21 protein-coding genes and 1 pseudogene are annotated in these 24,149 nt (G+C 70.2%); 8 read left to right on the forward strand and 14 right to left on the reverse strand.

Annotated features, from left to right (window positions below):
• Nucleotides 1-25: 25 nt before the first annotated feature.
• Together ACFZDA_RS34595 and ACFZDA_RS34600 are read right to left on the reverse strand one after the other, a co-directional pair.
• The gene (locus ACFZDA_RS34595; RefSeq protein WP_391089278.1) at nucleotides 26-1,108 is read right to left on the reverse strand and encodes an SGNH/GDSL hydrolase family protein; all 1,083 of its coding nucleotides are present in this window, start codon (nucleotides 1,106-1,108) and stop codon (nucleotides 26-28) included.
• Nucleotides 1,109-1,194: 86 nt separating this feature from the next.
• A complete protein-coding gene (locus ACFZDA_RS34600) occupies nucleotides 1,195-3,426 on the reverse strand; it encodes an alpha-L-fucosidase (protein ID WP_391089279.1) in 2,232 nt (743 codons plus the stop codon).
• 290 nt (nucleotides 3,427-3,716) lie between these two features.
• Between ACFZDA_RS34600 and ACFZDA_RS34605 the strand changes: the two genes are divergently transcribed.
• Nucleotides 3,717-4,439: an FCD domain-containing protein gene (locus ACFZDA_RS34605; protein ID WP_391089281.1), complete on the forward strand. Its 723-nt coding sequence runs from the start codon at nucleotides 3,717-3,719 to the stop codon at nucleotides 4,437-4,439.
• A gap of 19 nt (nucleotides 4,440-4,458) precedes the next feature.
• Here the strand turns inward: ACFZDA_RS34605 and ACFZDA_RS34610 are convergent, their stop codons facing one another.
• The 4 genes and pseudogenes from ACFZDA_RS34610 to ACFZDA_RS34625 all read right to left on the reverse strand — a co-directional run bounded on the left by ACFZDA_RS34610 (nucleotide 4,459) and on the right by ACFZDA_RS34625 (nucleotide 12,735).
• Nucleotides 4,459-6,768 (reverse strand): beta-L-arabinofuranosidase domain-containing protein, encoded by a 2,310-nt coding sequence (locus ACFZDA_RS34610; protein ID WP_391089283.1) that lies wholly within the window; start codon nucleotides 6,766-6,768, stop codon nucleotides 4,459-4,461.
• A gap of 74 nt (nucleotides 6,769-6,842) precedes the next feature.
• Nucleotides 6,843-10,230 (reverse strand): annotated as a pseudogene (locus ACFZDA_RS34615) (glycoside hydrolase N-terminal domain-containing protein); the annotation flags it as partial.
• Between the two features lie 192 nt (nucleotides 10,231-10,422).
• Nucleotides 10,423-12,405 carry a TIM-barrel domain-containing protein gene (locus ACFZDA_RS34620; protein ID WP_391089285.1) on the reverse strand — a complete coding sequence of 661 codons (1,983 nt, stop codon included), beginning with the start codon at nucleotides 12,403-12,405 and terminating at the stop codon, nucleotides 10,423-10,425.
• Nucleotides 12,406-12,498: 93 nt separating this feature from the next.
• Nucleotides 12,499-12,735 carry a hypothetical protein gene (locus ACFZDA_RS34625; RefSeq protein ID WP_391089287.1) on the reverse strand — a complete coding sequence of 79 codons (237 nt, stop codon included), beginning with the start codon at nucleotides 12,733-12,735 and terminating at the stop codon, nucleotides 12,499-12,501.
• A 56-nt stretch (nucleotides 12,736-12,791) separates the two neighbouring features.
• Here ACFZDA_RS34625 and ACFZDA_RS34630 point away from each other — a divergent pair, with 56 nt between their 5' ends.
• Entirely contained in the window at nucleotides 12,792-13,124 is a 333-nt protein-coding gene (locus ACFZDA_RS34630; protein ID WP_391089372.1) for a non-reducing end alpha-L-arabinofuranosidase family hydrolase, read from the forward strand.
• Nucleotides 13,125-13,184: 60 nt separating this feature from the next.
• Here the strand turns inward: ACFZDA_RS34630 and ACFZDA_RS34635 are convergent, their stop codons facing one another.
• The 4 genes from ACFZDA_RS34635 to ACFZDA_RS34650 form a co-directional block, all read right to left on the reverse strand.
• On the reverse strand, nucleotides 13,185-14,207 hold the full coding sequence (locus ACFZDA_RS34635) for a substrate-binding domain-containing protein (RefSeq protein ID WP_391089288.1): 1,023 nt from the start codon (nucleotides 14,205-14,207) through the stop codon (nucleotides 13,185-13,187).
• Between the two features lie 77 nt (nucleotides 14,208-14,284).
• The gene (locus ACFZDA_RS34640; protein ID WP_391089290.1) at nucleotides 14,285-15,112 is read right to left on the reverse strand and encodes an ATP-binding cassette domain-containing protein; all 828 of its coding nucleotides are present in this window, start codon (nucleotides 15,110-15,112) and stop codon (nucleotides 14,285-14,287) included.
• A complete protein-coding gene (locus ACFZDA_RS34645; protein ID WP_391089291.1) occupies nucleotides 15,109-16,122 on the reverse strand; it encodes an ABC transporter permease in 1,014 nt (337 codons plus the stop codon). Before ACFZDA_RS34645 ends, ACFZDA_RS34640 begins: the two co-directional genes overlap by 4 nt.
• Before the next feature lie 186 nt (nucleotides 16,123-16,308).
• Entirely contained in the window at nucleotides 16,309-17,325 is a 1,017-nt protein-coding gene (locus ACFZDA_RS34650; protein ID WP_391089293.1) for a substrate-binding domain-containing protein, read from the reverse strand.
• Between the two features lie 245 nt (nucleotides 17,326-17,570).
• Between ACFZDA_RS34650 and ACFZDA_RS34655 the strand changes: the two genes are divergently transcribed.
• Both ACFZDA_RS34655 and ACFZDA_RS34660 read left to right on the forward strand, forming a co-directional pair.
• Nucleotides 17,571-18,557: a PfkB family carbohydrate kinase gene (locus ACFZDA_RS34655; protein ID WP_391089295.1), complete on the forward strand. Its 987-nt coding sequence runs from the start codon at nucleotides 17,571-17,573 to the stop codon at nucleotides 18,555-18,557.
• Between the two features lie 13 nt (nucleotides 18,558-18,570).
• Nucleotides 18,571-18,873: an antibiotic biosynthesis monooxygenase gene (locus ACFZDA_RS34660; protein WP_391089297.1), complete on the forward strand. Its 303-nt coding sequence runs from the start codon at nucleotides 18,571-18,573 to the stop codon at nucleotides 18,871-18,873.
• 296 nt (nucleotides 18,874-19,169) lie between these two features.
• On the opposite strand, the gene ACFZDA_RS34665 is transcribed toward ACFZDA_RS34660, so the two are convergent.
• Complete coding sequence (locus ACFZDA_RS34665; RefSeq protein WP_391089299.1) at nucleotides 19,170-19,913, reverse strand: CbtA family protein; 744 nt, start codon at nucleotides 19,911-19,913, stop codon at nucleotides 19,170-19,172.
• Between the two features lie 13 nt (nucleotides 19,914-19,926).
• Nucleotides 19,927-20,148, reverse strand: a complete 222-nt coding sequence (locus ACFZDA_RS34670; protein WP_391089301.1) for a CbtB-domain containing protein — start codon at nucleotides 20,146-20,148, stop codon at nucleotides 19,927-19,929.
• A gap of 249 nt (nucleotides 20,149-20,397) precedes the next feature.
• Between ACFZDA_RS34670 and ACFZDA_RS34675 the strand changes: the two genes are divergently transcribed.
• Nucleotides 20,398-20,973 (forward strand): histidine phosphatase family protein, encoded by a 576-nt coding sequence (locus ACFZDA_RS34675; protein WP_391089303.1) that lies wholly within the window; start codon nucleotides 20,398-20,400, stop codon nucleotides 20,971-20,973.
• A 3-nt stretch (nucleotides 20,974-20,976) separates the two neighbouring features.
• Here the strand turns inward: ACFZDA_RS34675 and ACFZDA_RS34680 are convergent, their stop codons facing one another.
• On the reverse strand, nucleotides 20,977-21,468 hold the full coding sequence (locus ACFZDA_RS34680; RefSeq protein ID WP_391089305.1) for a DUF4396 domain-containing protein: 492 nt from the start codon (nucleotides 21,466-21,468) through the stop codon (nucleotides 20,977-20,979).
• A 110-nt stretch (nucleotides 21,469-21,578) separates the two neighbouring features.
• On the reverse strand, nucleotides 21,579-22,364 hold the full coding sequence (locus ACFZDA_RS34685) for a helix-turn-helix domain-containing protein (protein ID WP_391089307.1): 786 nt from the start codon (nucleotides 22,362-22,364) through the stop codon (nucleotides 21,579-21,581).
• A gap of 70 nt (nucleotides 22,365-22,434) precedes the next feature.
• Here ACFZDA_RS34685 and ACFZDA_RS34690 point away from each other — a divergent pair, with 70 nt between their 5' ends.
• From ACFZDA_RS34690 to ACFZDA_RS34700, 3 genes are all read left to right on the forward strand, one after another.
• A complete protein-coding gene (locus ACFZDA_RS34690) occupies nucleotides 22,435-23,268 on the forward strand; it encodes a phytanoyl-CoA dioxygenase family protein (RefSeq protein WP_391089309.1) in 834 nt (277 codons plus the stop codon).
• A complete protein-coding gene (locus ACFZDA_RS34695) occupies nucleotides 23,265-23,540 on the forward strand; it encodes a hypothetical protein (RefSeq protein WP_391089311.1) in 276 nt (91 codons plus the stop codon). The genes ACFZDA_RS34690 and ACFZDA_RS34695 overlap by 4 nt, the downstream gene beginning before the upstream one ends.
• 107 nt (nucleotides 23,541-23,647) lie before the next feature.
• Nucleotides 23,648-24,100, forward strand: a complete 453-nt coding sequence (locus tag ACFZDA_RS34700) for a hypothetical protein (RefSeq protein WP_391089313.1) — start codon at nucleotides 23,648-23,650, stop codon at nucleotides 24,098-24,100.
• Nucleotides 24,101-24,149: the final 49 nt, after the last annotated feature.

The following is a 24,149-nucleotide window of genomic DNA, read 5'->3' on the forward strand; positions in this document are numbered from 1 at the left end:
TGGTGGTCCCGGGCGGCCGGTGCCGTCACCAGTTCATCGGCAGTCCGGCGATGAAGGTGGTGAGCCGGTCGGAGATGACCCGGTCGTCATGGGCGGAGTAGTGCCAGTGGCAGCCGAGGAAGTCCAGGCCCGAGGTGTCCAGGGACCAGTAGCGGACCCCGCCGTCGCCGGCGTCGTTGCGCGCTGTGACCACCTGCTGGACCTGGTCGGCGAACTGGCCGGTGCCGACGGCCACGATGGTCGTGCCGGTCCCGTAGCGCGTCCGCAGCTTCTGGAGGAAGTCGCCGTAGGCGCCGCGGTAGGCGGCCGCGAGGCTGTCGGACGTCCACGGCTCACCGGGGTTGACGGGGGTCGAGAAGTCGTTGGTGCCGAGGTTGACCACCACGAGCTGGGGCCGCCAGGTGCCCGGGTTCTGCCAGACGTCGCCGGACACGTTCAGCAGGGCACGGTCGTAGAAGGTCCGGTACGTGACGTCCGGCGAGCCTCCGTTGTAGTTGCGCACCATGCCGAGGCCCGAATAGCCGTTGATCTGGTAGTCGGCGTTCAGCCGCCGGGCGGTGAGGGCGCCGTAGCTCAGGTCGGTGTTGGTGGTGCGCTTGACCTGGTCCGAGGTGCAGTCGCGGGACGTCGAGAGGTTGCCGTAGCCCACCGTGAGGGAGTCGCCGATGAACTCGATCTGGCGGTCGCGGGCCGCCGGTCTGCTCAGTACGGCCCCGCCGGGCGCGGCCCTGAAGCCCCCGAACGTGCTGGTGTCGCCCGGGGTGTCGTTGCGCTTGACGAGCCGGACGGTGTGCTCCTGGTTCTGCAGCCCGTTGATCCAGTGTGTGGTGTTGCCGGGCGTGACCAGTGTGGCGACGGTGGTCCCGTCGACCTGGACGTCGTAATCGGCGGCCGAGTCGCTCAGCACGATGCCCACGCCGGTACCGCGGAAGCGGCCCTCGAAGTACACGCCGGGCCAGCTGTACTGCACCGTGTTTCCGGCGTCCTTGACCCGCCCGGCGGTGTGCACCTGTTCCAGCACGTTTCTCGCGTTCGTGTCCACCGTGGCCGCCTGCGCCGTTGTGGCGGCACCGGTGCCCGTCAGGAGCGTCGCCGTCACAGCGGTCACCGCGGCGAGCACTCCCGGGCGTCTCCCGCGTCCCCGCCTCGACGGTGTGAATGTCAGATACATGCCGTCTCCTGTTGGTCGTGCTGCTACAGCGCGGTGAAGGTCCACAGCAGGTTGGTGCTGTTGCCGTAGGTCCACTGCTTGGTGGGGGAGCCCGAGGCGACGTTGCCGCCGCCGTCGAGGACGAGGCCGGTGGTGCGGTTGGCGATCGAGTAACGCTCGCCGCCCCGGTGGGTGAGGGTCCACTGCTGGTTGGTGCCGCCGTTCCAGGCGGCCTGCCGGGCCGCGGAGCCGTCGGCGGTGGCCCCCCAGCCGTCGGCGACCATGCCGTTCGTGCGGTTGACCAGCCTGTAGTAGCCGCCTCCGACCGCCTCCGCGTGCCACTGCAGGTTCGGACTGCCGTCCCAGGTCCACTGCTTGAGGTCGGAGCCGGAGGCGACGTCGCCTCCGCTGTCCAGGGCGAGGCCGTTCGTGGCGTTGGTGATCCGGAAGTACGCCGCCGGGTCGAACTGGACACTCAGTGAGGTGATCTGGTCGTTGTTGCCGGTGACCCTGAGGTCGGGGTTGTCGGCGGCGAAGGTCCAGGAGGTACCGGTGAAGTTGTCTCCCGAGTAGCCGATCACCCGGTACCCGGGGGCCGGCCGGAGGGAGGAGAGGGTGCGCGGGCCCGGTCCGGCCGCGGACAGGTCGGCCGCGGTGTAGTCGCCGACGGGGAGGACGGCCCAGCCGCCGGTGTAGTCGACGTCCGTGAAGGCGACGGCGCCGGCGAGCGGCCGCAGGCCGGGGATCGTGCCGGAGAAGTCGAGCCTCAGGACGTAGGCGCCCGCGCTGTAGGGCGCCGACGACGGCAGGGTGACCCTGAGGCCCGAGGCACTCTGGGCCGGCGCGGGCAGGTCGATGTACGTGCCGGCGGTGCTCCCGCAGAGCTTCACCGACGTCAGCGAGGAGAGGTTGATCCGGTCCGAGCCCAGGGTCTTGATCGTCAGGGAGCTGCCGGGCCAGCCCAGGACGGTGGCGTACAGGACGTCGTTCGCCTTGTTGCGGGTGAAGCGGATGTCCTGCGCGGTGCCGGCGTGCGGAGTGGTGAACGAGCCGCCGCCCATCTTCGTCGGGCCCTCGCCGTACGCCGTCCAGGCCCGGGTCGCGTACACCGACTCCCCGAAGCGCTTCAGGTGGTCCCCGATACCGAGCAGGATGTCCTTCTGCGCCTGGGGGATGGTGCCGTCGGCCATCGGCGCGATGTTCAGCAGCACGTTGCCGTTCTTGCTGACCCGGTCGATGAACGAGTGCAGCATCTGCTGGGTGGTGTAGTAGCCGATGCCCTGGGTGTAGCACCAGCTGCTGCTGGAGATGCTGTCGTCGGTCAGCCAGTACGGGGTGGTGAGATCGGCCGGGCCGCCGCGTTCGTAGTCGAAGACCTCGCCCTTGCCGTTCATGCCGTCCTTGTAGGTGGCGACGACTTCGCGGCCCCAGCTGTGTGCCTGGTTGTAGTAGTACGCCAGGAAGTTCAGGCGCTGCTGCTCGTCGACGGCGTCCAGATTGAAGTCCTGCCACAGGATGTCGGGCCGGGCGCGGTCGACGACCTCCTTGAGCTTGTCGAACCACAGCTGGTTCTGTGCGGCCGGCCCCAACTGTCCGTAGAGCTTCTTGAGGCTGGGGTCCGTCTGCGCGGGGGCGTACTCGTAGAAGCCGGTGAAGTTGTACGCGTGGTGCATGGCCACCAGCAGTTTGAGGCCCTTGGCGCGGATGGCCGTGGAGAACAGCCGCAGCAGGTCGAGACCGGGGCCCTTCTTCACCGAGTTCCACTCGTTGACCTGGCTGTCCCACATGGAGAAGCCGTCGTGGTGCTCGGCGACCGGGCCGGCGAACCTGGCGCCGGCGTCGACGAACAGCTGCACCCACTCGTCGGGGTCGAACCTCCCGCCGGCCGACTTCAGCTTCGGCGCGAACTTCACGGCGTTGCCCGCCAGGTCCTCCGCCCCGTCGATGAAGTTGTGGTAGGGCCACGCCGACGGCCGGCCGTAGGTCGCGATGTGGTGCTGGTTGGCGTCGTTCCCGCTCTCGTACATGTTGCGCGGGTACCACTCGTTGCCGAAGGCGGGGACGCTGAAGGCGCCCCAGTGGAAGTAGATCCCGAACTTCGCGTCCTGGAACCACTCCGGAGCAGGCGGGTGCTGGTCGACCGAGTCCCAGTCGGGCGTGTACGTGCTCGGCGCCGCCTCGGCGACACCGGCGGCGAACAGCTCTCCGGCAACGGCCGCCGCGGCCACGCAGGTTGCCGAGGCCACGAACTGGCGTCTGTTGATCGAGCTCGACATACACACATCCCTGATGCGGAAGGGGGTGGGGGGAATGCAGGGGTCAGGCATGAAGGTCGGCCATGTGACCAGGGAATGTCAACCAGCATGCAGGGATGAAAGTGCCCCTTGCTTCAGGTGAGTTGAGTGATTTGACGTGATTCGGCGTGCATTTCGATCAGCAGACATGGCATGTCTTGCGGTGCTTCATCTCAGGGTGATCGCCGTCTCGCGCTCGCGTCCCAGTATCATCAACGTCACGCTGATCAGGTCGGACGTGCTCACGGGCACGGTGGGGGGAGGGACGAGCGGTGTCTCTGACGGACAAGGCCATCGAGCGCATCCGTGAGCTGATCCGGACCGGCGCCCTGCCTCCGGGCTCCAAGCTCCCTCCGGAGCCGGACCTGGCCGCCCAGCTGGGCCTGTCCCGCAACCTCGCCCGCGAAGCGGTCAAGGCGCTGGCCGTCGCGCGGGTCCTGGAGGTCAGGAGGGGCGACGGCACGTATGTGACCAGCCTGCAGCCGAGCCTGCTGCTGGAGGGTCTCGGCGGCGCGGTGGAACTGCTGCAGGGCGACTCGGTCGCCCTCCAGGACCTCATGGAAGTACGGCGGCTCCTGGAACCGGTCGCCACGGCCCTGGCCGCGACCCGGATCTCCGACGCCCAACTGGCCGAGGTGAAGGGGCACCTGGACGCCATGCGCGAGGCCCGCGACGACGTCGAGCAGCTCAACGCCCACGACGCCGCCTTCCACCGCGCGGTCGTCTCGGCCACGGGCAACGAGAGCCTCCTCACCCTCCTGGAAGGGATCTCCGGCCGCACCCTGCGTGCCCGCATCTGGCGCGGTCTGGTCGACGACAAGGCCGCGGGCCGCACGCTCGCCGAGCACGAGGCGATCTTCAACGCGCTCACCACCCGTGACGCAGCCCTCAGCCAGGCCGCCGCGCTGCTCCACGTGAGCAACACCGAGCAGTGGCTGAGGGAACACCTGCGCTCCGGCGAACTCCTGTCCTTCGAAGTGGCAGAGCGGAACTGACGGGCGGACGGCGGTCACCTCAGCGCACCAGCCGCACCTCGCGCAGCCGGATGGTGGTCGCGGAGCCCACCGCTTCGAACCGGACCTCGGCGGTCCCGGCACGACGGTCTGCGTCCAGCGGGAGCACCTGGGTGACTTCCGTGTCCTCGGGATGCGACGAGGGCGTGAGCGTGCCGAGCACTCGGCCGTCGACCAGCACACGCGTCGCTCCCGCGCTCCCGTCCGAGAGGTGGGTGACCTGTAGGCCGGTGGCGGTGCAGTCCGGGTCGGTCAGGCGGTAGGACCACCATCCGGTGGCGGCTCGCCACCTCATCCCGTCGGTGAGGCCCGACCAGGTGTCCTGCCCCTTGAACCGGTGGTCGCTCTCGGGCTGTTGCTCACCGGCGGCCACGGCGTCGACGGTGCGATCCCGCAGCGCGAGGTCCGCCTCGTCGGCCGCGCGCAGCTCCGCCCGCCGCTCCTGGAGCCGCTCCGGTTCCGCCAGCGGGAAGTAGAGGTGGTAGCGGGAGTCGTGGATGCCGGCGAACGGGACGAGGGTGACGGACTCGTCCGGTCGCGCGTCCACGTGTTCCAGGGTGAACTCCGGCCGGTCCGGGGCGAGCCGGCGTACACCGGCCGCCGGATCGGCGGTGCCCGGTGCGAGCACGACGGGCAGGTGCTCCAGGGGGCGCAGCGGGCCGTCGGCGACGTGACCCATCCGGGAGTCGTCGGCGAAGTGCCCGACCAGGTCGTTCCGGTCGCCCTCGGCCGCGAGGACGGTGGGCCCGTAGCGGAACGACACCCACGGCGAGCCGTCGGGGAGCAGCTCGGCGCTGATGCGCGGGCGAAGACGCAGGGTGATCGTGTCCCCGGCGTGCCACCGCCGCTCCAGACGTACGTAGGTCAGGGGCTGTCCGCCCGCCCCGCGGCGTGTCGTGAGCGCGGCGGGTCGGTCTTCGGGCGGTGCTCCGTTGACAGTGACCTGCGGGGTCCCTTCGTGCCAGCCGGGGACGCGGATGTGGATCGCCACAGAGGTGGCGGGAGCCGCGCGCAGCACGAGTTCGATCTCGTCGTCGTAGGGGGCTGTCCCGGTCTGCTCCAGCGCCAGGTTCTGTTCGGGGAGGCTGAGCCGGGAGGCGATGAAGAGATTGACGAACAGGTCGCCGCCGTCGGCGGAGTACACCAACTCGCCGTACTTCGCGTGGTTTTCGAGCCCGGTGCCGACGCAGCACCAGAAGCAGTTCTGGGGTGTCGACACCACGCGGTAGTGGCCCGGTCGCACGGGCGTGAAGTACACCAGCCCGCCCTTGGGATGCAGGGACGACAGGATGTGGTTGACCGTGGCGCGCTCGTAGTGGTCGAGCACCTCGGCGTCGGGCTCTTCGAGGAACAGCGCACGGCTCAGTTTGAGCATGTTGTAGGTGTTGCAGGTCTCGGGGCCCTCCGGCGACTGAAGCGCGGAGCTGAAGTCGTCACGGGGGTGCAGGTGCTCGCGTACGGAGTTGCCGCCGATGGAGAACGTCCGGTGCCGGGTCATGGTCTGCCAGAAGAACCGGGCGGCGTCCCGCAGGCCCGGGTCGTCGGCGACCTCGCCGAGGCGCTGGTATCCGACGACCTTGGCGATCTGGGTGTTGGCGTGCATCCCGTCGAGGACGTCGCGGTGCTCGTGCAACGGGCCGAGCAGGGACCGGTCGAGGAAGCGCCGTGCCAGGGCCGCGTACCGGTCTTCGCCCGTGACGTCGGCGAGGTCCGCCAGAACCTCGCACATCCCGCCGAACTCCGTGCGGAGCATGGCTTCGTGGGTGTCGTCGTCCATGCCCGCCGCCACCTGGTCCCACCAGTCGGCCAGCCGCCGGACGGCGGTCAGCGCCAGGTCGCAGCCGGCGTGCCGGTGGGCGTCCAGCAGGCCGGCGAAGAGCTTGTGCAGGTTGTACCACGGCACCCAGGCACCACCGAGCTCGAACGAGCCCCGCTCCACCTGCCCTGCGGCCACCCGCTGCCACAGCCGCACGCCGTCGGGTATGCCCCCGACGTAGCCGGTGCCCAGGGCGTCCTGGCACTCGACGACGCCCTGAACCAGACGCTCGACCATGGCTTTCGGCCGGGGGTCGTCCGTCACCGCGCTCATGAGGGCGGCGCCCGACAGGGCGTGCCCGACGGTGTGGCCGTCGAGACCGGAGTTCTCCCAGTTGCCGTAGGACTCGGCGACCGGCGGCAGGCCGGCCTCGCGCCGCAAGGGTGCGAGAAGCCGGTCGGTGTCGAGGGACAGCAGGTAGTCCAGGGCGGTGGCCTGCGCGTCCAGGAACGGGCCGGGCAGAAGGCGTACCGCGCTGCGGGGGAGTGACTGCATGACTGCTTGTTTCCTTCGTGAGAACGCTTCGGCCCTGTGGGGGAGGCGGGTCAACGGTCGCCCTTCTGCCCGCCGTAGGCACGCAGCAGCCGGTCGTACTCCGCCTGGGTGAGGGGGAGTACCGAGCCGTGCTTGGCCTCGGGGGGCAGTCGGTAGCTCGTCGACGGGGTCCACTTGCCGGAGTCGAGATCGGTCGTCTCGAACGGGACGTAGTTGCGCCCTCCGAACTCGTCGATGAACATGTACCACTTCTCCTCCGTGTTCGACTTGAACACGGCCGGGCCCTCACCACGGGTGACATCCCCCTCGCCGATGCGGTCGGCCACGAAATCGTATGTGGTGGAGGCCAGTTCGCGGGACTTCTCGGCGATGATGAGCTTCGCGCCGGGCACGGCGGGCGTCTGGTCCCGCTCGTCCTTCGTGTAGCGGTAGTACACCCCGTTGTGCTTGATCACGGCTGAGTCGATCACGGCGTGCCCGGGATCGTGCCAGAGGGCGGGCTCGCTGAAGATGCGGAAGTCCGTGGTGGTGGCGTACAGCATCTTGTTGTACGTGGTGCCGGTGTGATCGGGGTCGTCCTGGGCGTAGAGCTTCGAGGCCCAGAAGACGACGTACGCGCCGAGTTCGTCCGCGTAGTACGCCTTCGGTGCCCAGGTGTTGCCGGCGTTGTCGGGTGACACCTTGACGAGGCGCGGGCCGGTCCAGTTCACCAGGTCGCAGGAGTCCCACACCACGATCGACTTGCTGCCGGCGCGCTCGGCTCTGTCCCAGATGAGCGGCACTTGGGTCCCGGCGCCGCCGGAGGTCCGCAGATCCGTTGCGATCAGGTGGAACCTGTCGCCGTCGGGGGAGCGGATGACGAAGGGGTCGCGTACGCCCCCGGTGCCGAGGCCGGAGGCCAGGACGGGTTCTCCGGCGTTGAGTTCCCGGTAGTGCAACGGGTCGTTGCCGCAGCTGAGCGCCATCCGGATCCGTTCGTCGTCGGCTGCCGGGTTGCCGGTGAAATAGACGAGCAGATAGCCGACATGGACCGGTTTCGACTGGTACACAAACGCTCCTGAGATGTCATGAGGGGGCAGGTCCGCCCGGCGGCAGGGCGATCGTGATCCGGGTGTGTTGCCCGGCGGTGAGGGAGATGGTCCGGGCATGCGGGCCGAGCATCGAGGGACGGACCTGCGCGGAGGTGGTGACGGCCGTGATGCCGCGGCGGCTGATCAGTGTGACGTCCTGGGTCCGGTCCGAGGTGACGGTCGCGGTCGTGGTGCCGCCGGACAGATCCCAGTCCAGGCTGTGCACCCGGATGCCGCCCCGGCCCCGGATCCCGGTGATCGTGCCCTTGTCCCACTGCTCGGGCAGTGCGGGAAGGAGTTCCAGGACGCCGGGCCTGGTGTAGAGCAGGGCCTCGGCCAGGACGGCGGGCAGGGCGTTCGCCGCGTCGGCGTTGTAGATGTGGCGGCCCGGGTTGTGGGAGGTCATCAGCGACCGGAAGAGCATCTCACCGCCGATGATCTTCCGGAGGTTGTCGTAGACCTGGGGGCCGTCCTTGAGCCGGGCGGCGGCCAGGGCGCGATGGAGGCTGCCGTGTGCGGAGAGGTTCTGGTCGCCGCGCAGTTCGAGCGCCTTGAGGGCCGGGGGCACGAGGTCGGGGCGCTCCTCCGGGTTGATCTCGTGCAGGGGCCAGGCGGCGTACAGGTGCTGGGTGTGGCGGTGGTCGTAGTGGTCGGTCAGGCCGGGCCAGGACCATTCGGCGAGGGCGCCGTCCTCGTTGATCCGGTAGTCGGGGATCTTGCCGAGCAGTGCCGTCCAGCGTTCGACGCCCTCGCCGCGGCCCTGTTCGACGCCGAGGGCGCCCGCGGCGTCGATGGCGGCCTGGAGGGCGTGTCGGCCGGCCGTGATGTCGCCGGTGGCGTTGACGGACAGGTACTCGGCCGTGTTGCCCGGGGCGTTCTCCATGGAGAAGGACGGCACGAAGACCGCCTTGCCCTGCGCGTCGGTGCGGGTGAGGAAGTCCTCGTAGAACAGGGCCAGTTCCATCAACGCGGGACCGAGCCTGTCCCGCAGGAACGCCTGGTCGCCGGTGACCTCGTAGTACTCCAGGAGCGGCTGGAGCAGCCAGTCGGCGCCGCCGGTCCAGCAGTGGCCGGGGAAGTCGCCGCCGTCGAAGTGCAGCATGTGGCCGTACTCGCCGTCGGTACGGGAGGGGGCGAGGAAACCGCGGGCGCCGTAGAGGTTCCTGGCGTTGGTGCGCCAGTGGTCGAGCTGGCCGAGGATCAGGTCGAAGTAGCCCTGCATGGCCTCGGTGAGGTCGAGGATGGTGCCGCCTGCGACCTGGAGGTTGACGTTGGCGTCGGTGGTGAAGTCACCGGCCCAGGCAGCGGTCCACGCGCCCGTCCAGATGCCGGTGAGGCGCGGTGGCAGGATGCCGCTGGAGCTGAGGAAGAGGTAGCGGCCCGAGTCGTAGAGCCGCTCCAGCAGGGCAGGGTCGATGACGCCGCGATCGGCGTTCTGACGTGTGGTCAGCTCGGTGGTCGACAGCCGGCGGTCGGCCTCGGGGACGTTCAGGTCGAGACGGGAGCGGTCGTACAGGTCCGAGTGGATCTCCGTGTGCCGGGCGAGCAGGACCGCGTAGTCGGCTTCCAGGGCGGCCAGCCCCGCGTGCAGCGGCCTGGTGTCCCAGGCGGTGGGCGTCTTGTACCTGTCAAGGCGGGTGAGGAGAGTGAGCCTGGCCGCCCCCGTGACGACGAGGGTCGAGCCGCTGACGGTCACCGTGCCGCCGGTCGGCACGACGCGGGTGACGCCCTCGTAGCCGTGGGCGCCCAGTCCCTCGGGGTAGGTGCCACGCAGGTTCAGCCACCCGGAGCCCTCACCGACGCCGGCCAGGGTGGTGAACGTCATGCGGGTGTGCAGGGCGTCGCCCCCGCCGTGGACGGTCGCGGTGTCGTCGAGCGCGGTGTGCGCGCCCAGGGTGACGTCGACGGTACGGCCCGGGGCCGGCACCAGTTCGTGGACGACGACCCGGTCGGCGCGGGAGACGAAGACCCGGCGGGACCACGTGCCGTGCCCGTCCGACCAGGCGGAGGTGACCTCGCCCGTGCGGAAGTCGGTGACCCGGACGTACTCGTCGCCTGCGGGGGCCTCCGCGGTGGCGATCCACAGCTCGTACGCGGGGTGGTAGGTCTGGGTCCAGCGCAGCTCCCACCCGGCGGCGAAGTCCCGTGAGGCTCCGGCGTAGTCCCCGGCCAGCGCCTTGTCCCGCACCGCTTCCAGCCGGTCGGCGAGCACCGGCGGGGTGACGTCGCGGGTGCCGTTCGGCAGGACGAGGCGGTGGTGGTCGAAGACGATCTTCTCCAGCGCCGGATCCCCGTACACCACGGCCCCGTATTCACCGTTGCCGGTGAGGAAGCCGTCGGTCCACGACTCGGCGGGAGCGCTGTCATGGATCCCGCGGTCGGGGAGCGGGACCAGGGCCGGGGCGGGCGAGGTCGTGGCCCCCGCGGAAGGGCGTACGGAGTGCATGGCTTTCCTGTCTTTCGTGCGGAGGGGCGTCACGGTTCGGCGAAGACGCAGGGGTGCCGGGACGCCGCCGGTCCCATCGTGCCGCGTGATGGTGGCCTCCACGGTGCCGAGAAGTCCGAGGAGGCCACCAGGGGCCGGTCAGCTCAACCGCGCCGCGACATCGGCCCCCTCGCGGACGAAGACCGGGATGCGCTCCAGCGGGGCGTTTGCGTCGAGCGTCGTACCGCCGTCCACCACGCTGCCGGTGACCGGGTCGAGCCAGCGCGCCCCGAACGGCAGGTACACCCGGCGGGTCCGCGCGCCCGCCTCGTACACGGGCGCCACCAGCACATCGGGACCGAGCAGGAACTGGTCGTCCACGTCCCAGGCGCGCTCGTCGTCGGGGAAGTCGAAGAACAGCGGGCGCATCGGCGGGGCGCCGGTGCGGTGGGCCTGATCGGACAACTCCCTCAGGTAGGGGCGCAGCCGCTCGCGCAGCAGCAGGTGCTCCCGGAGGATGCCGTACGCCTCGTCGCCGTAGGACCAGACCTCGTTCGGCCCGCCGCTCATGTCCGCGGAGAACGTGGGGTGGTTGGGCTCGCGGTCGCCGTGCAGGCGCATGACGGGGCTGAAGGTGCCGTACTGGAACCACCGGACCAGCACCTCGCGATAGGCGGGGTCGTCCGGGTCGCCGCCGCCGAAGCCACCGATGTCGGTGTTCCACCAGGGGATGCCGCTCATCGCGACGTTCAGCCCGGCCCTGATCTGGCGCGACAGGGAGTCGAAGGTGGTGGGGATGTCGCCGGACCACAGCGCGGCCCCGTACTTCTGGCTGCCGGCCCACGCGGACCGGACCAGGGACAGCGGCCGGTCGTCGCCCGCCTCGGCCAGGCCCTCGGCGACCATACGGGTGTGCAGCACGGGGTAGAGGTGCGCGGCCTCGGCGGCCGGCCCGGCCGCGTAGACGGCGCGCTCGGCGGCCTCCCGGCTCAGGTCGGGCTCACAGGCGTCCAGCCAGAAGCAACTCACTCCGAGCGAGCGGTAGTTGTCGTTCAGTCGCTGCCACAGCGCGGTGCGTGCGCCGGGGTGGGTGGCGTCGTAGTAGGCCATCGGGAGTGTCAGTGCCTCCCCGGCCTCCCGGGACGGCCAGGGGAAGGTGAGGAGGCCGCCGTCCGCGTCCTGGACGAGATGTCCTGACGCGCGCAGTTCGTCGAAGGAGTCACTGCCGGGCTCGACGGTCGGCCACACCGAGACCGCGAGCCGCACCCCGAGATCGGTCAGCTCCTTGACCATGGCGGCGGGGTCGGGCCACTCGCTCTCCTCGAAACGCCAGTCGCCCATGTGCGGCCAGTGGAAGAAGTCGCAGACGATGACGGACAGCGGCAGCCCGCGCTCCTTGTACTGCCGTGCCACCGCCAGGAGTTCGTCCTGGGTGCGGTAGCGCAGCTTCGACTGCCAGAAACCGGACGCCCACTCGGGGAGGAGGGGTGGGCGTCCGGTGACCAGGGTGTACGCGTCGATGATCTGGGCCGGGGTGTCGCCCGCGGTGACCCAGTAGTCGACGCGCCCGCCGCCGTCGGCGACCCACCGGGTCGTGTCGGTGCCGAGTTCGACGCGGCCGGTGGCGGGGTTGTTCCACAGCAGTCCGTAGCCCCGCGAGGAGTGCAGGAAGGGGATCGTGGCCACGGTGTTGCCCTGGACGAGGTCGATCACACAGCCCTTTTGGTCCAGGAGCCCGTGCAGATGCTGCCCGAGGCCGTGCAGCCGCTCACCGTCGTACCCCTCGAAGTGCTGTTCCGTACGGCCGCCCGCCGCATGGACGCGGGGACCCTCGTGGTGGTGGTACGGGGTCTTGTCGGCGAGCAGTTCACGGCCCGAGTCGGCGTGCAGGAACCTCAGCCGGCCGTGGGCCGAGGCCTCGACGGCGAGGCGGCCGTTGACCAGGCGGGCACAGCCGTCGTCGGAAACGGACAACTCGGCGCCGGGGGAGGGCGGGGGGTTGTCCAGCGCGCCGGGGGCCGCGGGGTCGACGGTCCCCGAGGAGGCCCGCACCCGGACCGCGTGCGGTCCCCAGGGCTCGATACGGAGGATCTCTTCGGCGGTGTGGCGCTCCAGAGCGCCCGCGCGGATGGTGTAGGACAAGGCTTTTCCTCTGTTCTTCTCATAAGCCGCTGAAGAATCGTGCGGCGCCTTCAGCGGAGCACATACGTCTGCCCGGTGCTGCCCAGGCACCCGTCACTTCAGTCCCGAGGTGGCGATTCCGGAGACGAAGCCGCGCTGCATGATCAGGAACAGTACGAGCACGGGCACGACGTACATCACGGCGCCCGAGGCGACGAGGTTGGGCATCGGTTCGCCGTGCGCGTTGACGTAGCCGTTGGCGAGCTTCACCGCGAGTGTGGTGTGCGCGTCGTCCAGGAACAGCGCGGGGCCGATGTAGTCGCCCCATGTCCAGTTGAAGGAAAGGATCACGCTGGTGGCGATGACAGGCGGACTTCTGGGTCATCTGCGACACCACCAACTGCCACCTGTTCTTCAGCGACGACAACGGCCACTTCTACCGCGCCCAGACCAGCCTGGCGAACTTCCCGAACGGATTCGGGAACACACGGATGGTGATGTCGGACACCAAGAACAACCTGTTCGAGGCGACCAACGTCTACAAGGTCGCCGGCAGCAACCAGTACCTGCTGCTCCAGGAGGCCATCAACAACACCACATGGCGGCGCTACTTCAAGGCCTTCACCGCCACCAGCCTCACCGGTGACTGGACCCCTCTGGTCGACCCCAAAGCCGACGGCGACTACCTCACCAAGCCCTGGCGGATGGGCCTGCTCACCCAGACCAACTCCCCTTGCTGACCGCCCGCCTGACGGTGACCGCCGACCCTGGCCCGGTGTCGGCTCGCGCGTGGGCGCCGCCTACGGGCGGGGCGCGGTCTGCTCCCCCGAGCCCCGGACGATCAGCCGGGTGGGAACGGTGATGGTGCGCGCCCGGGAGCGGTCGCCGTCGAGGCGGGCCAGGGCGGTGGCCGCGGCGCTGCGGCCGAGTTCTTCGGGGTCCTGCGCGACCACGGTCAGGGCCGGTTCCAGTGCCTCGGCGAGGGAGACGTCGTCGAAGGCGACGACCGCGACGTCCTTGCGCTTGCCGCGGGCGAGTTGGGCGACGATCCCGAGCGCCATGATGTTGTTCCCGGCGAACAGGGCGGTGGGCGGATCGGCCAGTTCGAGGAGCCGGGCGGTCGCGGCCTCGGCGCCCGGCTGGTCGTGGGCGTTGGCGACGAGCGAGCGGTCGTAGGGGAGACCGGCTGCCTGCAAGGCCGCGCGGTATCCGGCGAGGCGCTCGCGGCGGGTGTACAGCCTGACCGGCAGGTCGCCGACGAATCCGATACGGCGATGCCCGTGGGCGATGAGGTGGGCGACGCCTTCCTGGGCCCCGGCCCGGTTGGAGCTGACGATGCTGTCCGTGGGCAGGCCGGCTCCCGGGCGGTCGAGGAAGACGACGGGCAGCCCCGCCGACCGGTGGGCCTTGAGGTGGGAGTGGTCGGCGCCGACGGACGGCACGACGACGAGGATGCTGACGCGACGGGCGAGGAACTTGTCCGTGAGGGCGCGTTCGCGGTCGGGGTCGTCCGCGGACGAGCCCATGAGCAGGGTCAGCCCGCGCTCGCGGACCGTGTCCTCGATGGCGCGGGCCACCGCTCCGAAGAAGGGGTTGCCGAGGTCGGGGATGACCAGTCCGATGGTGGTGTCCGGACCGCCGACACGCATGTTGCGTGCCATCAGGTTCGGCTGGAAGCCCAGCTTGGCCACCGCGACGAGGACCTGTTCCCGCGTCTGAGCCGAGACGGGACCGTCCTCGTTGAGGACGCGCGAGACCGTCTTGGCGCTGACGCCGACTTCTCGTGCGACATCGGCAAGGGTGGGGCGGCGGCTCGCTGCCATGGAGGAAACCGTTTCCTGTGTGCTCTCCGGTTCCGGCCGCGGCCTCGGCCGGAACCTGCGAGAGCGGGGTTGAGTTGTCAAGTGGCCTGGACTCCGGCGGCCTTCGCCGCCGCGGAATCCGCTACGACAGTATCTCCCGCCGCGTCGACGGTGAGCGCGCCGGTCATGATGGCGACGACCTCCGCCATGGAGTAGTCGGAGGGCTTGATCACGGCGGCGCGCCGGCCCAGCCGGTGGACGTGGATCCGGTCGGCGATCTCGAAGACATGGGGCATGTTGTGGCTGATCAGGACGACCGGCATGCCCTTGTCGCGGACGCGGCGGATCAGGTCGAGGACCTGCCCGGACTCCTTGACGCCGAGGGCGGCGGTGGGTTCGTCCATGACGACGACGCTGCGGGCCCAGGCCACGGCCCGGGCGACCGCGACGGCCTGCCGCTGTCCGCCGGAGAGGGTCTCGACCGACTGGGTCAGCGACCGCAGGCCGATCTTCAGGTCGGCCATGTGCTCGGCGGCCTCCTTGCGCATGCGCTTCTTGTCGAGCATGCGCAAGGCGCTGCCGAGGACGCCGGGCCGGCGCAGTTCGCGGCCGAGGAACATGTTGGAGGCGATGTCCATGGAGGCCGCCACGGCCAGGTCCTGGTAGACGGTCTCGATGCCGTGGGCGCGTGCGCTCTGCGGGCCGGAGAAGGTGATGGGCTCACCGTTCAGGCGGATCTCGCCCGCGTCGGGCACCACCGCGCCGGTGAGGGCCTTGATGAGGCTCGTCTTGCCGGCGCCGTTGTCGCCGATGACGGCGAGGACCTCGCCGGGCATCAGGTCGAAGTCGGCACCGTCGATGGCGGTGACGTGGCCGTAGCGCTTGACCAGGCCGCGGGCCTGAAGGACAGGGGTGGGGGAGGTCATCGGGCCTTCTTCCGGGAGATCTGGTCCACGGTCACCGCGAGGATCACCAGGACTCCGGTGATGAGGGTCTGGTAGATGGAGGCGACGCCCATCAGTTGCAGTCCGTTGCGGAAGACGCCGACGATGAGGACGCCGATGAACGTGCCCAGGACCGAGCCGCGTCCGCCGAAGAGGCTGGTGCCGCCGAGCACCACGGCGGTGATGCTGTCGAGGTTGTCGGTCTGCCCCGCCTGGGGGTCGCCGACGCCGGTGCGGGAGATGAGCAGCAGGGCGGCGACGCCGTACATCAGGCCGGCCACGGTGTAGACGCCGATGGTCAGCCGGGAGGTGCGGATGCCGTTCAGCCGCGCCGCTTCCGGGCTGTTGCCCAGGGCGTAGACGTGCCGGCCCCAGCTGGTGCTGCTCAGCGCGTAGGCGAAGAGGAGGAACAGGGCGATCGTGACCAGCGAGCCGTAGGTGATGTCGGTCCTGCCGAGCGGGAAGGTCTGCCCGAGGGCCGTCAGCGGGCCGGGCAGGTTGGTGACGGTCTGCTCCTCGGAGTAGATGTGGGTCAGCGCGAACGCCACGTTGAGCATGCCGAGGGTGACGATGAACGGCGGGAGCGGGATCCGCTGCACCAGCGCGCCGTTGAGCAGACCGAAGCCGGCGCAGACCACCAGGCCCAACCCGATCGCGGCGAGCGGCGGCAGGGAGCCCTCGGCCGCCATCTTGGCGATCACGATGCTGCCGAACGCCATCACCGCACCACAGGACAGGTCGATGCCCGCGGTGAGGATGATCAGCGTCTGGCCGATGGCGAGGGTGCCGACGACCATGACCTGCTGCACGATCAGCGAGAAGTTCCCGCCGGTGAGGAACTGGTCGGTCGAGACGGAGAAGAAGACACAGGCCAGGAGCAGGGCGGCCAGCGGGCCGGTGGTCGGCTGCGTGAGCAGTCTGCGGAGCGTGGTCGGTGCTTTGAGCTCGGCGTACGGGGTGGAGGTGGAGGGTGGCGTGGACGTGGCAGTCATGCGAGGTCCTTGTCGGAAGACAGAAGTCCTTGTCGGTCCTTGTCGGACGGGAAGACCAGTCCTTGTCGGACGGGAGCGTCAGTCCTGGTCGGACGGCAAGAGGACGAGGGGGCGGCCGTCCCCGGTCGGGGAGGAGGGGCCGGCCGCCCCGCTGCGGGTGTCGAACGGCGGCAGTCGGGGGTCGGCTCAGCCCCAGCAGTTGTCCAGGCCGTAGGCGGTGTCCTTGGACGTGACGCCGTCCTGCGCCTTGTCGGTGATCAGCGTGACGCCGGTGTCGGTGTAACCGGAGGCCTTCTTGCCGTCCTTGGCGTACGTCGCGACGGCCTTGACGCCCTCGGCGGCCATCTTCAGCGGGTACTGCTGCGAGGTCGCGGCGATCTTGCCGTCCTTGACGGCCTTGGTGCCGGTGCAGCCGCCGTCGACGGAGACGATCAGCACGTCCTTCTCCCGGCCCTTGGCCTTCAGCGCGGTGTACGCGCCCAGTGCGGCCGGTTCGTTGATGGTGTAGACGACGTTGATGCCGGGTTCCTTCTGGAGGCAGTTCTCCATCGCCGTCTGGCCCTTGGACTGGTCGCCGCCGGTGTCCTGAGCACAGGCGACGTCCTTGTCGGTGGCGCCGAAGCCCTTGAGGAAACCGTTGTGCCGCTGAACGCCGACGGACACACCCGGCGCGAGGTCGAGGGCGGCTATCTTCGCGGTCTTGCCCTTCATGGCGGCCTTGGCGTACTCGCCGATCAGCTCGCCGGCCTTGAGGTTGTCGGTGGCGAAGAGGGCGTCGGCCGCGCTCTCCGGGTCGGTCGGGGTGTCCAGGGCGATGACCAGAACACCCTTGGCCTTGGCCTTCTCGATCGCCGGCACGATCGCCTTGGAGTCGCTCGGCGTGATCAGGATGCCCTTCACCCCGGAGGCGACCATGTTCTCGACGGCGGTGACCTGCCCGGCGTTGTCACCGTCGAACTTGCCCGCCGCGGTGACGAGTTGGACGCCGTTGTCCTTGGCGGCCTTCTCCGCGCCTTCCTTCATCTTCACGAAGAACGGGTTGGTGTCGGTCTTGGTGATCAGGCCGACCTTGACGCTGCCCGATCCGGCGTTCGCCGTGCCCGACCCGGATCCGGATCCACAGGCGGTCAGGGTGAGGGCCGCGATGCCCGTGCACGCGGCGACTCGGAGCATCGAGGAAGACGGACGAGAGATACGTGACATGAACGACTCCTGCGGGATTGCGGACGAGCGGCCGGCATCGGGCGCATGCCGCCCGAGATGTCATCGTTGACTCATGTCAGCGTTGACACTGCTTGGCGAGGATGATGGACTCCGCCTTCAGGCAACGTCAATGCCTTTCACTCGTCACAAATCGGCAACGCCGTGGCCGCCACCCGCCCGAACCGGTCTGGGGACAGCCCGGAATGTGCCCATTTCGCCGACGCGTCCCAAGAGAAGAGCCGCCCATGTGCCCGCGTCAGATCACCGTCCTGGGGGAGTGCGTCGCCGACGCGTTCACCCAGTCCGCAGGGACCCGGAACGAACTCGCCCTGCGCGTCCTGCCGGGCGGCGGACCCGCCAACACGGCCGTGGCCCTGGCCCGGCTGGGCACCCCGGCCCGCTTCCTCGCACGGCTGTCCGGCGACGTGTTCGGCCGCCTCTTCCGGACCCACCTGGAGGCCTCCGGGGTGGACCTGTCGCACGCCGTCGAGGCCGCCGAGCCGAGCACGCTGGCCGTGGCCGAACTGGACGACCGGGGGCAGGCCGCGTTCTCCTTCCACGCCCAGGCCACCGCGGACTGGCAGTGGACGAGCGCGGAACTGGCCGGGGTGGACCTGGCCGGCACCGCCTGCGTCCACACCGGGTCACTGGCCCTGGTCAAGGACCCCGGGGCAGGCGTGGTGGAGGACTTCCTGGCAGCGGCCGCGCCCCGCGCCACCCTCAGCATCGACCCCAACGTCCGCCCCCTGCTGGTGCACCCCGAGGTCTACCGCGCCCGGCTGGCGCACTGGTGCGGCCTCGCGGATGTGCTGCGGCTGAGCGAGGACGACCTGGAGCTCCTGCTGCCCGGGACAGCGCCGGAGCAGGCGTGCGACACCTGGCATGCGGCGGGGGCCCGGCTCGTCGTGATCACACGGGGCGCGGACGGCGCGCTGGCCTCACTCGACGGGGAACGGGTGCGGGTGCCCGCGGCGCCGGCGCAGGTCGTCGACACGGTCGGGGCGGGGGACTCCTTCACCGCGGGACTGCTGCACCACCTCGGCACCCGCGGACTCCTCGGCGGCAGGCTGACGGACCTGCGACTCGGCGATGTCGAAGCGGCCTGCGTGTTCGCCGCGCGGGTCGCGGCCCTGACCTGCTCGGTCGCCGGCCCGAACCCGCCCTGGCAGGACCAGCTGGCCCAGGCTCCGACGGACAAGCCCGTCGTCCGGCAGCTCGACTCCACCCACTGAAAGGACAGGAAACATGACGAAAACCCTGCTCGCCGAGTTCACCGCCTGTGAGGGAGCGGAGGGCGAGGTCGCCCGACTGATCCGGGAGTACGCGCTGAAAGTGCGCGAAGAAGAAGGCAACCTGGCCTTCGACGTCTACACCAAGGCGGCCGCCCCGCGCGCCTACTGGATCTTCGAGGTCTACCGGGACGAGGAGGCCTTCAAGGCACACCTGGACGCCCCGTACGGGCCCCCGTTCAACGCCGCCCTCACTCCGCTGATCGAGGAGGATGCCTCGGTACTGACGTTCCTCGATCCGCTGGCCACGCATGCGTAGTTGAGCTCGGAGCCTGTGTGGCCGGGACGTCGACCTGGTCGCGAAGTCGTCGGCACCGAGCAGTTCGAACAGGGCGCGGGCCTGTGGCAGCACCCGGTCGGCGAGCAGGCCGCCCCCTCGGCGCAGATCCCCTTCGCGGGCGCCGGGAGCTCACGGCGGCGCACCCTGTCTTCGGCTCCCGCCTCTCGCCTCGACCTGGACGGCATCGCCCGCAGGACGGACGGTTTCGCGCGACTACGTGCGGAGGGGCCACCGGGCGCGCCCCCGGTGACCCCTCCACTGGCGTGGCCTCCCTGTCAGGCCGTCAGCGTGGAGACCCGGCCGCGTACGGGCCGCGGTTCGAGGACGCGTTCGGCCAGGTAGCCGAACAGGAGCCCGAACGCGGACCACAGCACGGCCTGGATGCCGATCGAGGCCAGGCGGAACTCCCAGAGATCGGCGGCGGGGAAGCCCTTGGGGATGTTGTCCCCGTGAGGCAGGACCGCCATCGCGACTCCGACCGCCGCCACGAAGGCGACGCCGGCGGTGATGGAGGCGTTCCAGTTCCCCCAGCCCGGGGCGAGCCTGCGGCCCAGCAGAACGGCGCCGGTGCCCAGCAGGACGCTCAGGGCGATCATCAGCACGAACAGGGCCGTGCGCTGGCCGATGGTGTCCGGGGCGCCGACGGCCGGAGGGCTCGCCGGGTACTTCAGGATCGGCACCAGGTAGACGAGGAGGAACCCGGCGAGCGCGGTCAACGCGGCGGTCGCCCGGGCGCCGAACCGGCCGATGCGGCCCAGCGCGAAGCAGAACGCGAGGGCCGCGATGCCGCCGATGGCGACGCCGAAGACGAGGACGCCTGTCGCGAGCCCGGCCGTCGACTGCAGGGACCGGCTGACGAGTTCCTCGCCGTGCTCATGGGAGTGGGACTCTTCGAACGCGATGGCCGCGTCCACGGATCCCTCTCCCACGACATAGGCGAAGACGAAGGCGAGCACGCCGGCGGCGAGGCCGGCGAGCATGCCGTGCACCAACAGGGTGCGTACGGTCGTGGAGTTCATGAAGGGCGCCCTGTCAGTGGCAGGGGAAGCCGAGGAGGTGGCGGGCGTCGTGCACCCACTCGTGTACGCCCTCACCGGAAACCAGTGCGGTGGCGCCCTGCTCGGCGCCGACGAAGTAGAGCAGAACGAGCATCAGGACGCCGAAGAAGGCGGCCCAGGGGGCGATCGCCCGCAGCGGCAGCGGGGTGAGGGTCTGGGTGGTGGTGGGAGTGGGGGCGGCAGTGGACTGCGCCATGGCGAGACCTCCTCGGGAACATCGCGTCCCGCATCGTGTGGAGCACTCGACGACGGCGTTGGGTCTGACTCACCACACCTCGGTGGAGGGTGGCACACAGTGGCGCGACCGTGCCGGGCTTGCACCGGACTTCCGTGGCGCCGTCGTCCTTGTCGTCCCAGATGGTAGGGGCAAGCGGGGCTCCGGCCAACATGGCGTACGCCACGTACGATGAACCGCCCACTGGCGGAATCCGGCGAAGGGACTGCCATGACCGTCCGGCTCACGCTGCTGTGTGCCGCCGCCCCGGCGGAACGCGACGTGCGCTTCGGCGACACGCCGCTCGACGAACGGGCGGTGCGGCGGGCGCGAGCAGCCGCCGGGGCCCTGCCCGCGGCGTCGGCCCGGTATACGGCGCCGTCAAAGCGGTGCCGGCAGACGGCGCGGTCCCTGGGCTGGGACGAGGTCGTGGTCGAACCGCCGCTGAGGGACATGGACATGGGGAGCTGGCAGGGCCGGACCCTCGCCGAGGTCGCCGCCGATGACGGTGCGGGCCTGGCTGCCTGGATGTCGGATCCGCAAGCCGCTCCGCACGGCGGCGAATCCGTGGCGGACGTCTGCGGTCGGGTTGCCGCCTGGCTGGACACGCTGCCGGCTGATACGGGACGGGCGCATGCCGTGGTGGAACAGGCCGTGGCCCGCGCCGCGGTGCTGCGGGCACTGGACGCGCCGATGTCGTCGTTCTGGCGCGTCGATGTTCCGCCGCTGTCCGCGGTCGTCCTCACCGGCCGCGACGGCCGCTGGAATCTGAGGATGAGCGCTGTCGACGGAACCCGGTCCGGCTGATGGTCAGTGGTAGCCGTGGACGACGGCGTGGCCCTTGCCGCGGCCGATCATCCACTTGTTGACCGGCGTGGTGATCAGGAAGGCGATCGCGAAGCCGCCCAGCAGTGTGTACCAGAACAGCCCGTCGGACAGGTTGGCGTCCATCGCGCCGGGCGTGACGGCGACGATGCCGTTGTCGACGATCTCCATCAGGGCGATGGAGACGGTGTCGGCGGCGAGCGCGACCTTGAGCGCGGTCTTGACGTCGAGGCCGGCACGGCGGACCGCGAACAGCGTGAACGAGTAGCCGAAGAGGAACGCGAGCGCGATCGCCAGGATCATGGTGGGCAGGTTGCCCCACATCAGGGCCGTGCCGACGACCATGCCGAGGATCTCGCCGATGGCGCAGCCGGTCAGGCAGTGCAGCGTCGCCTTGACCGCCGTTCCCCAGGACGCTCCGGCGTTCCCGTCATGATCCGCGTGGTCGTGGTGACCCGCGTGAGCGGTGTGGTCCATGACCTTCTTCCCTCATTCCGTGGAGTGCGGCCCGCTCCTTGAGCCCTCAATCGGAAGCCTATACCCCTAGGGGGTATATCACCAAGGCTTTCGCGACACCGGGCATGCCGTCACGCGCCCGCGGAGTTCCGCACGGCACGCGGCGACGCGCCGAGTTCCTTGCGGCAGGTCTTGTTGAACGCCTGGAGGTCGGGGATCCCGACCGTCGCCGCCACGGCCGGGATCGCCAGCGTCGAGGCGATGAGCAGGTGACGGGCGCGTTCCATGCGGCGGCGCCGGACGTAGCCGACGACCGTGTACCCGGTGTCCTCGCGGAACAGCCGGGTCAGGTGCGTGTGCGACACCCCGGCGGCCCGGGCGATCCCGGGAACGGACAACGGGTCGGCCAGATGCTGCTCGATATGGGCCATGGCTGCCCGCAGCGCCGGGTGCCGTGACCCGGAACGCGCCTCGGCGGCCTCGGCCAGGCCGGTCGTGCGCCACAGCACCGTCCACAGCTCCGCGGAGGCCCGGGTCGGCGACTGCGCGCCGGCCGCGATCGTCTGGCGGAGCAGTGCGCTCAGCGTCGCCGCCTCCGGGCCGGCGTCCTGCATCGCCGGGAGCCGGCGCCTCTCCCCGTCACCCGGGAGCCGGAAGTGGGCGTAGAGGTGCTCGCAGCGCGGGGCGTCGTAGTGGAAGTGCACCTCCGTCCCCGGTGGTACGAGGCTGAGGTGACCGGGGCGGATGGGGTGCCGCACGCCGCCGAACTCCAGGGTGCCGGAGTAGCCGTAGAGATGGAGCTGCCACAGGTGCGGGAGGCGGAAGACCTCGTGCGGGCCGGCGGAGCCGTGCACACCCACGCCCGCGTGCACCTGGTCCGGCGGCAGAGCGAGCGGCAGTTCCACGACGATTGACATGGTGGAAAATTACCAGTGGTTGGCGGTTACGCCCCACGACCACCCGCGTCTGCGCTTCTACGGTTGCGTCATGTCAACCACAAAGCAGCTGCTGAGCTCCGCCGAGGTGGCGCGGTTCACGGCCCACGGTTTCCTGCGCCTCGACGGCGTCGTGCCCCCGGAGATGAACGAGGAGGCGCTCGGCCTCTTCGCCGCCGGACCGCTGCCCGCCGTGCCGTACGGCACTCCCGTGCCGATGGCGTTCCCCGGGGGTTCCTTCACCCGTCGGCTCCTCGAACTGCCCGTCGTCGCGGGCGCGTTGGAGAGCCTGGTGGGGCCGGATCCGGCCGTCGACCACCACTTCGTCCACACCCGCCTGCCCCGTGAGGGCAGTGCGCAGCCGCTGCACGCCGACGCCCTCATCGATGTACGGGCCGACGCCTTCGACGTGCAGCTCATGTACTACCCGCAGGAGGTCACCGCAGAGATGGGCGGCACGCTCGTCGTGCCGGGCAGCCATCTGCGCCGCACCAACGAGTCCGACACCGGCCGCTACCAGAACCTGCGCGGTCAGACCCGGCTGACCTGCCCGGCCGGCACCGTGCTCCTGCTGCACCACGGCATCTGGCACGGTGGGCGGCGCAACGACAGCGACACCGTCCGTCACATGTACAAGATCCGCTTCAACCCGACCGTGCCCCAGGTGCGGCTGTGGGACACGCGGGACGTGGACTCTCCCGCCGTGCGCGAGGAGTTGCTGCGCACGTTCCCCTGGTACGAGGGGGCCACCGCCCGGCTGGAGATCCACAACCGGATCCTGCTGTGGCGGTCCCTGTCCGGCGACCCCGGCTTCGACATCGACCACTGGGTCACCCGCATCGCCAACCGGCCCGCCGCGCACGTCTCGCAGAGGAGCACCGCATGACCACCACCCGGCAGCAGGTCCTCGTCCTCTACCTCGACACCTCCGCCCTCGACTCCAAGGTCGTCGGCTGGGCCCGTTACGACGGCACGGGCGCGACTCGCCCGACGACCGGCGACAGCGACGAACCCCCGTACGAGACGGGGGTCGGCGCACTGGAGGACGGGTGGCGGCTGTTCCAGGCGGCCCCGCTCGTGCCGCCGTATCCGGGGGCGGAGCACGCGACGTCGTTCCTGAAGCACGAGTTCTTCTTCGAGAAGCTCGTGCCTCAGTGAACACGCGTGACAGGCCGTCGAAGCAAACCGGTCATGTGTGTGGCGCGTTGACGCGCTGTGGTGCGGGAGTTGACGGTCCAAGGTCCACGAGCCGTTAGGATCACGGCATGATGACGGCCTGGTCACTCCCGCGCCTGGTGCGGGCTCGCGCGTCTGCGGGTTCCTTGCTGCGCGTGCTGGCCATGGTCGTGTTGCTGTTCGGCGTCGTGTCCGCCCACGGCCTGAGCGCCGAGAGCACGGAAGGACACCTGGTGACCAGCGCGGTGGCCCCCGCGGCCCCGCTGCACGGGAAGGTCCTCGCAGCCGGGGACGAGCAGGCCGCGCCGCGGCTCGTCGCGATAGGCGAGCCGGGCGGTGGTCACGGCTCCTCGCACACCCGTGAGCACTGCGTATCCGGCCAGCCGCAACAGGGCCCGGTGCTGACACCGCCGTGCTGCGCACAGTCGGTTGCCGAATCGGCCGACGCCGGGCGCGTCTCGGGCAGGCCGAGCCGCAACGAGCCGGCGCTGCCTGCCGCGTCGTCGCCCGCTCTGAGACTGTCCGTGGTTCAGCAGGTCTAGAGACAGCGGTCCTCGTTCTTCTGCGGCCGCGCCGACGCCGTACTTCCCC

Source organism: Streptomyces sp. NPDC007991 (assembly GCF_042958445.1).
Lineage (GTDB): Bacteria > Actinomycetota > Actinomycetes > Streptomycetales > Streptomycetaceae > Streptomyces.

What these genes read in the sequence shown, in the direction of transcription:
- ACFZDA_RS34600 (WP_391089279.1), bottom strand. Translation starts at nt 3,426, where the DNA reads ATGTCGAGCTCGATCAACAGACGCCAGTTCGTGGCCTCGGCAACCTGC.
- ACFZDA_RS34610 (WP_391089283.1), bottom strand. Translation starts at nt 6,768, where the DNA reads ATGCAGTCACTCCCCCGCAGCGCGGTACGCCTTCTGCCCGGCCCGTTC.
- ACFZDA_RS34635 (WP_391089288.1), bottom strand. Translation starts at nt 14,207, where the DNA reads ATGGCAGCGAGCCGCCGCCCCACCCTTGCCGATGTCGCACGAGAAGTC.
- ACFZDA_RS34640 (WP_391089290.1), bottom strand. Translation starts at nt 15,112, where the DNA reads ATGACCTCCCCCACCCCTGTCCTTCAGGCCCGCGGCCTGGTCAAGCGC.
- ACFZDA_RS34645 (WP_391089291.1), bottom strand. Translation starts at nt 16,122, where the DNA reads ATGACTGCCACGTCCACGCCACCCTCCACCTCCACCCCGTACGCCGAG.
- ACFZDA_RS34650 (WP_391089293.1), bottom strand. Translation starts at nt 17,325, where the DNA reads ATGTCACGTATCTCTCGTCCGTCTTCCTCGATGCTCCGAGTCGCCGCG.
- ACFZDA_RS34655 (WP_391089295.1), top strand. Translation starts at nt 17,571, where the DNA reads ATGTGCCCGCGTCAGATCACCGTCCTGGGGGAGTGCGTCGCCGACGCG.
- ACFZDA_RS34660 (WP_391089297.1), top strand. Translation starts at nt 18,571, where the DNA reads ATGACGAAAACCCTGCTCGCCGAGTTCACCGCCTGTGAGGGAGCGGAG.
- ACFZDA_RS34665 (WP_391089299.1), bottom strand. Translation starts at nt 19,913, where the DNA reads ATGAACTCCACGACCGTACGCACCCTGTTGGTGCACGGCATGCTCGCC.
- ACFZDA_RS34670 (WP_391089301.1), bottom strand. Translation starts at nt 20,148, where the DNA reads ATGGCGCAGTCCACTGCCGCCCCCACTCCCACCACCACCCAGACCCTC.
- ACFZDA_RS34675 (WP_391089303.1), top strand. Translation starts at nt 20,398, where the DNA reads ATGACCGTCCGGCTCACGCTGCTGTGTGCCGCCGCCCCGGCGGAACGC.
- ACFZDA_RS34680 (WP_391089305.1), bottom strand. Translation starts at nt 21,468, where the DNA reads ATGGACCACACCGCTCACGCGGGTCACCACGACCACGCGGATCATGAC.
- ACFZDA_RS34685 (WP_391089307.1), bottom strand. Translation starts at nt 22,364, where the DNA reads ATGTCAATCGTCGTGGAACTGCCGCTCGCTCTGCCGCCGGACCAGGTG.
- ACFZDA_RS34690 (WP_391089309.1), top strand. Translation starts at nt 22,435, where the DNA reads ATGTCAACCACAAAGCAGCTGCTGAGCTCCGCCGAGGTGGCGCGGTTC.
- ACFZDA_RS34695 (WP_391089311.1), top strand. Translation starts at nt 23,265, where the DNA reads ATGACCACCACCCGGCAGCAGGTCCTCGTCCTCTACCTCGACACCTCC.
- ACFZDA_RS34700 (WP_391089313.1), top strand. Translation starts at nt 23,648, where the DNA reads ATGATGACGGCCTGGTCACTCCCGCGCCTGGTGCGGGCTCGCGCGTCT.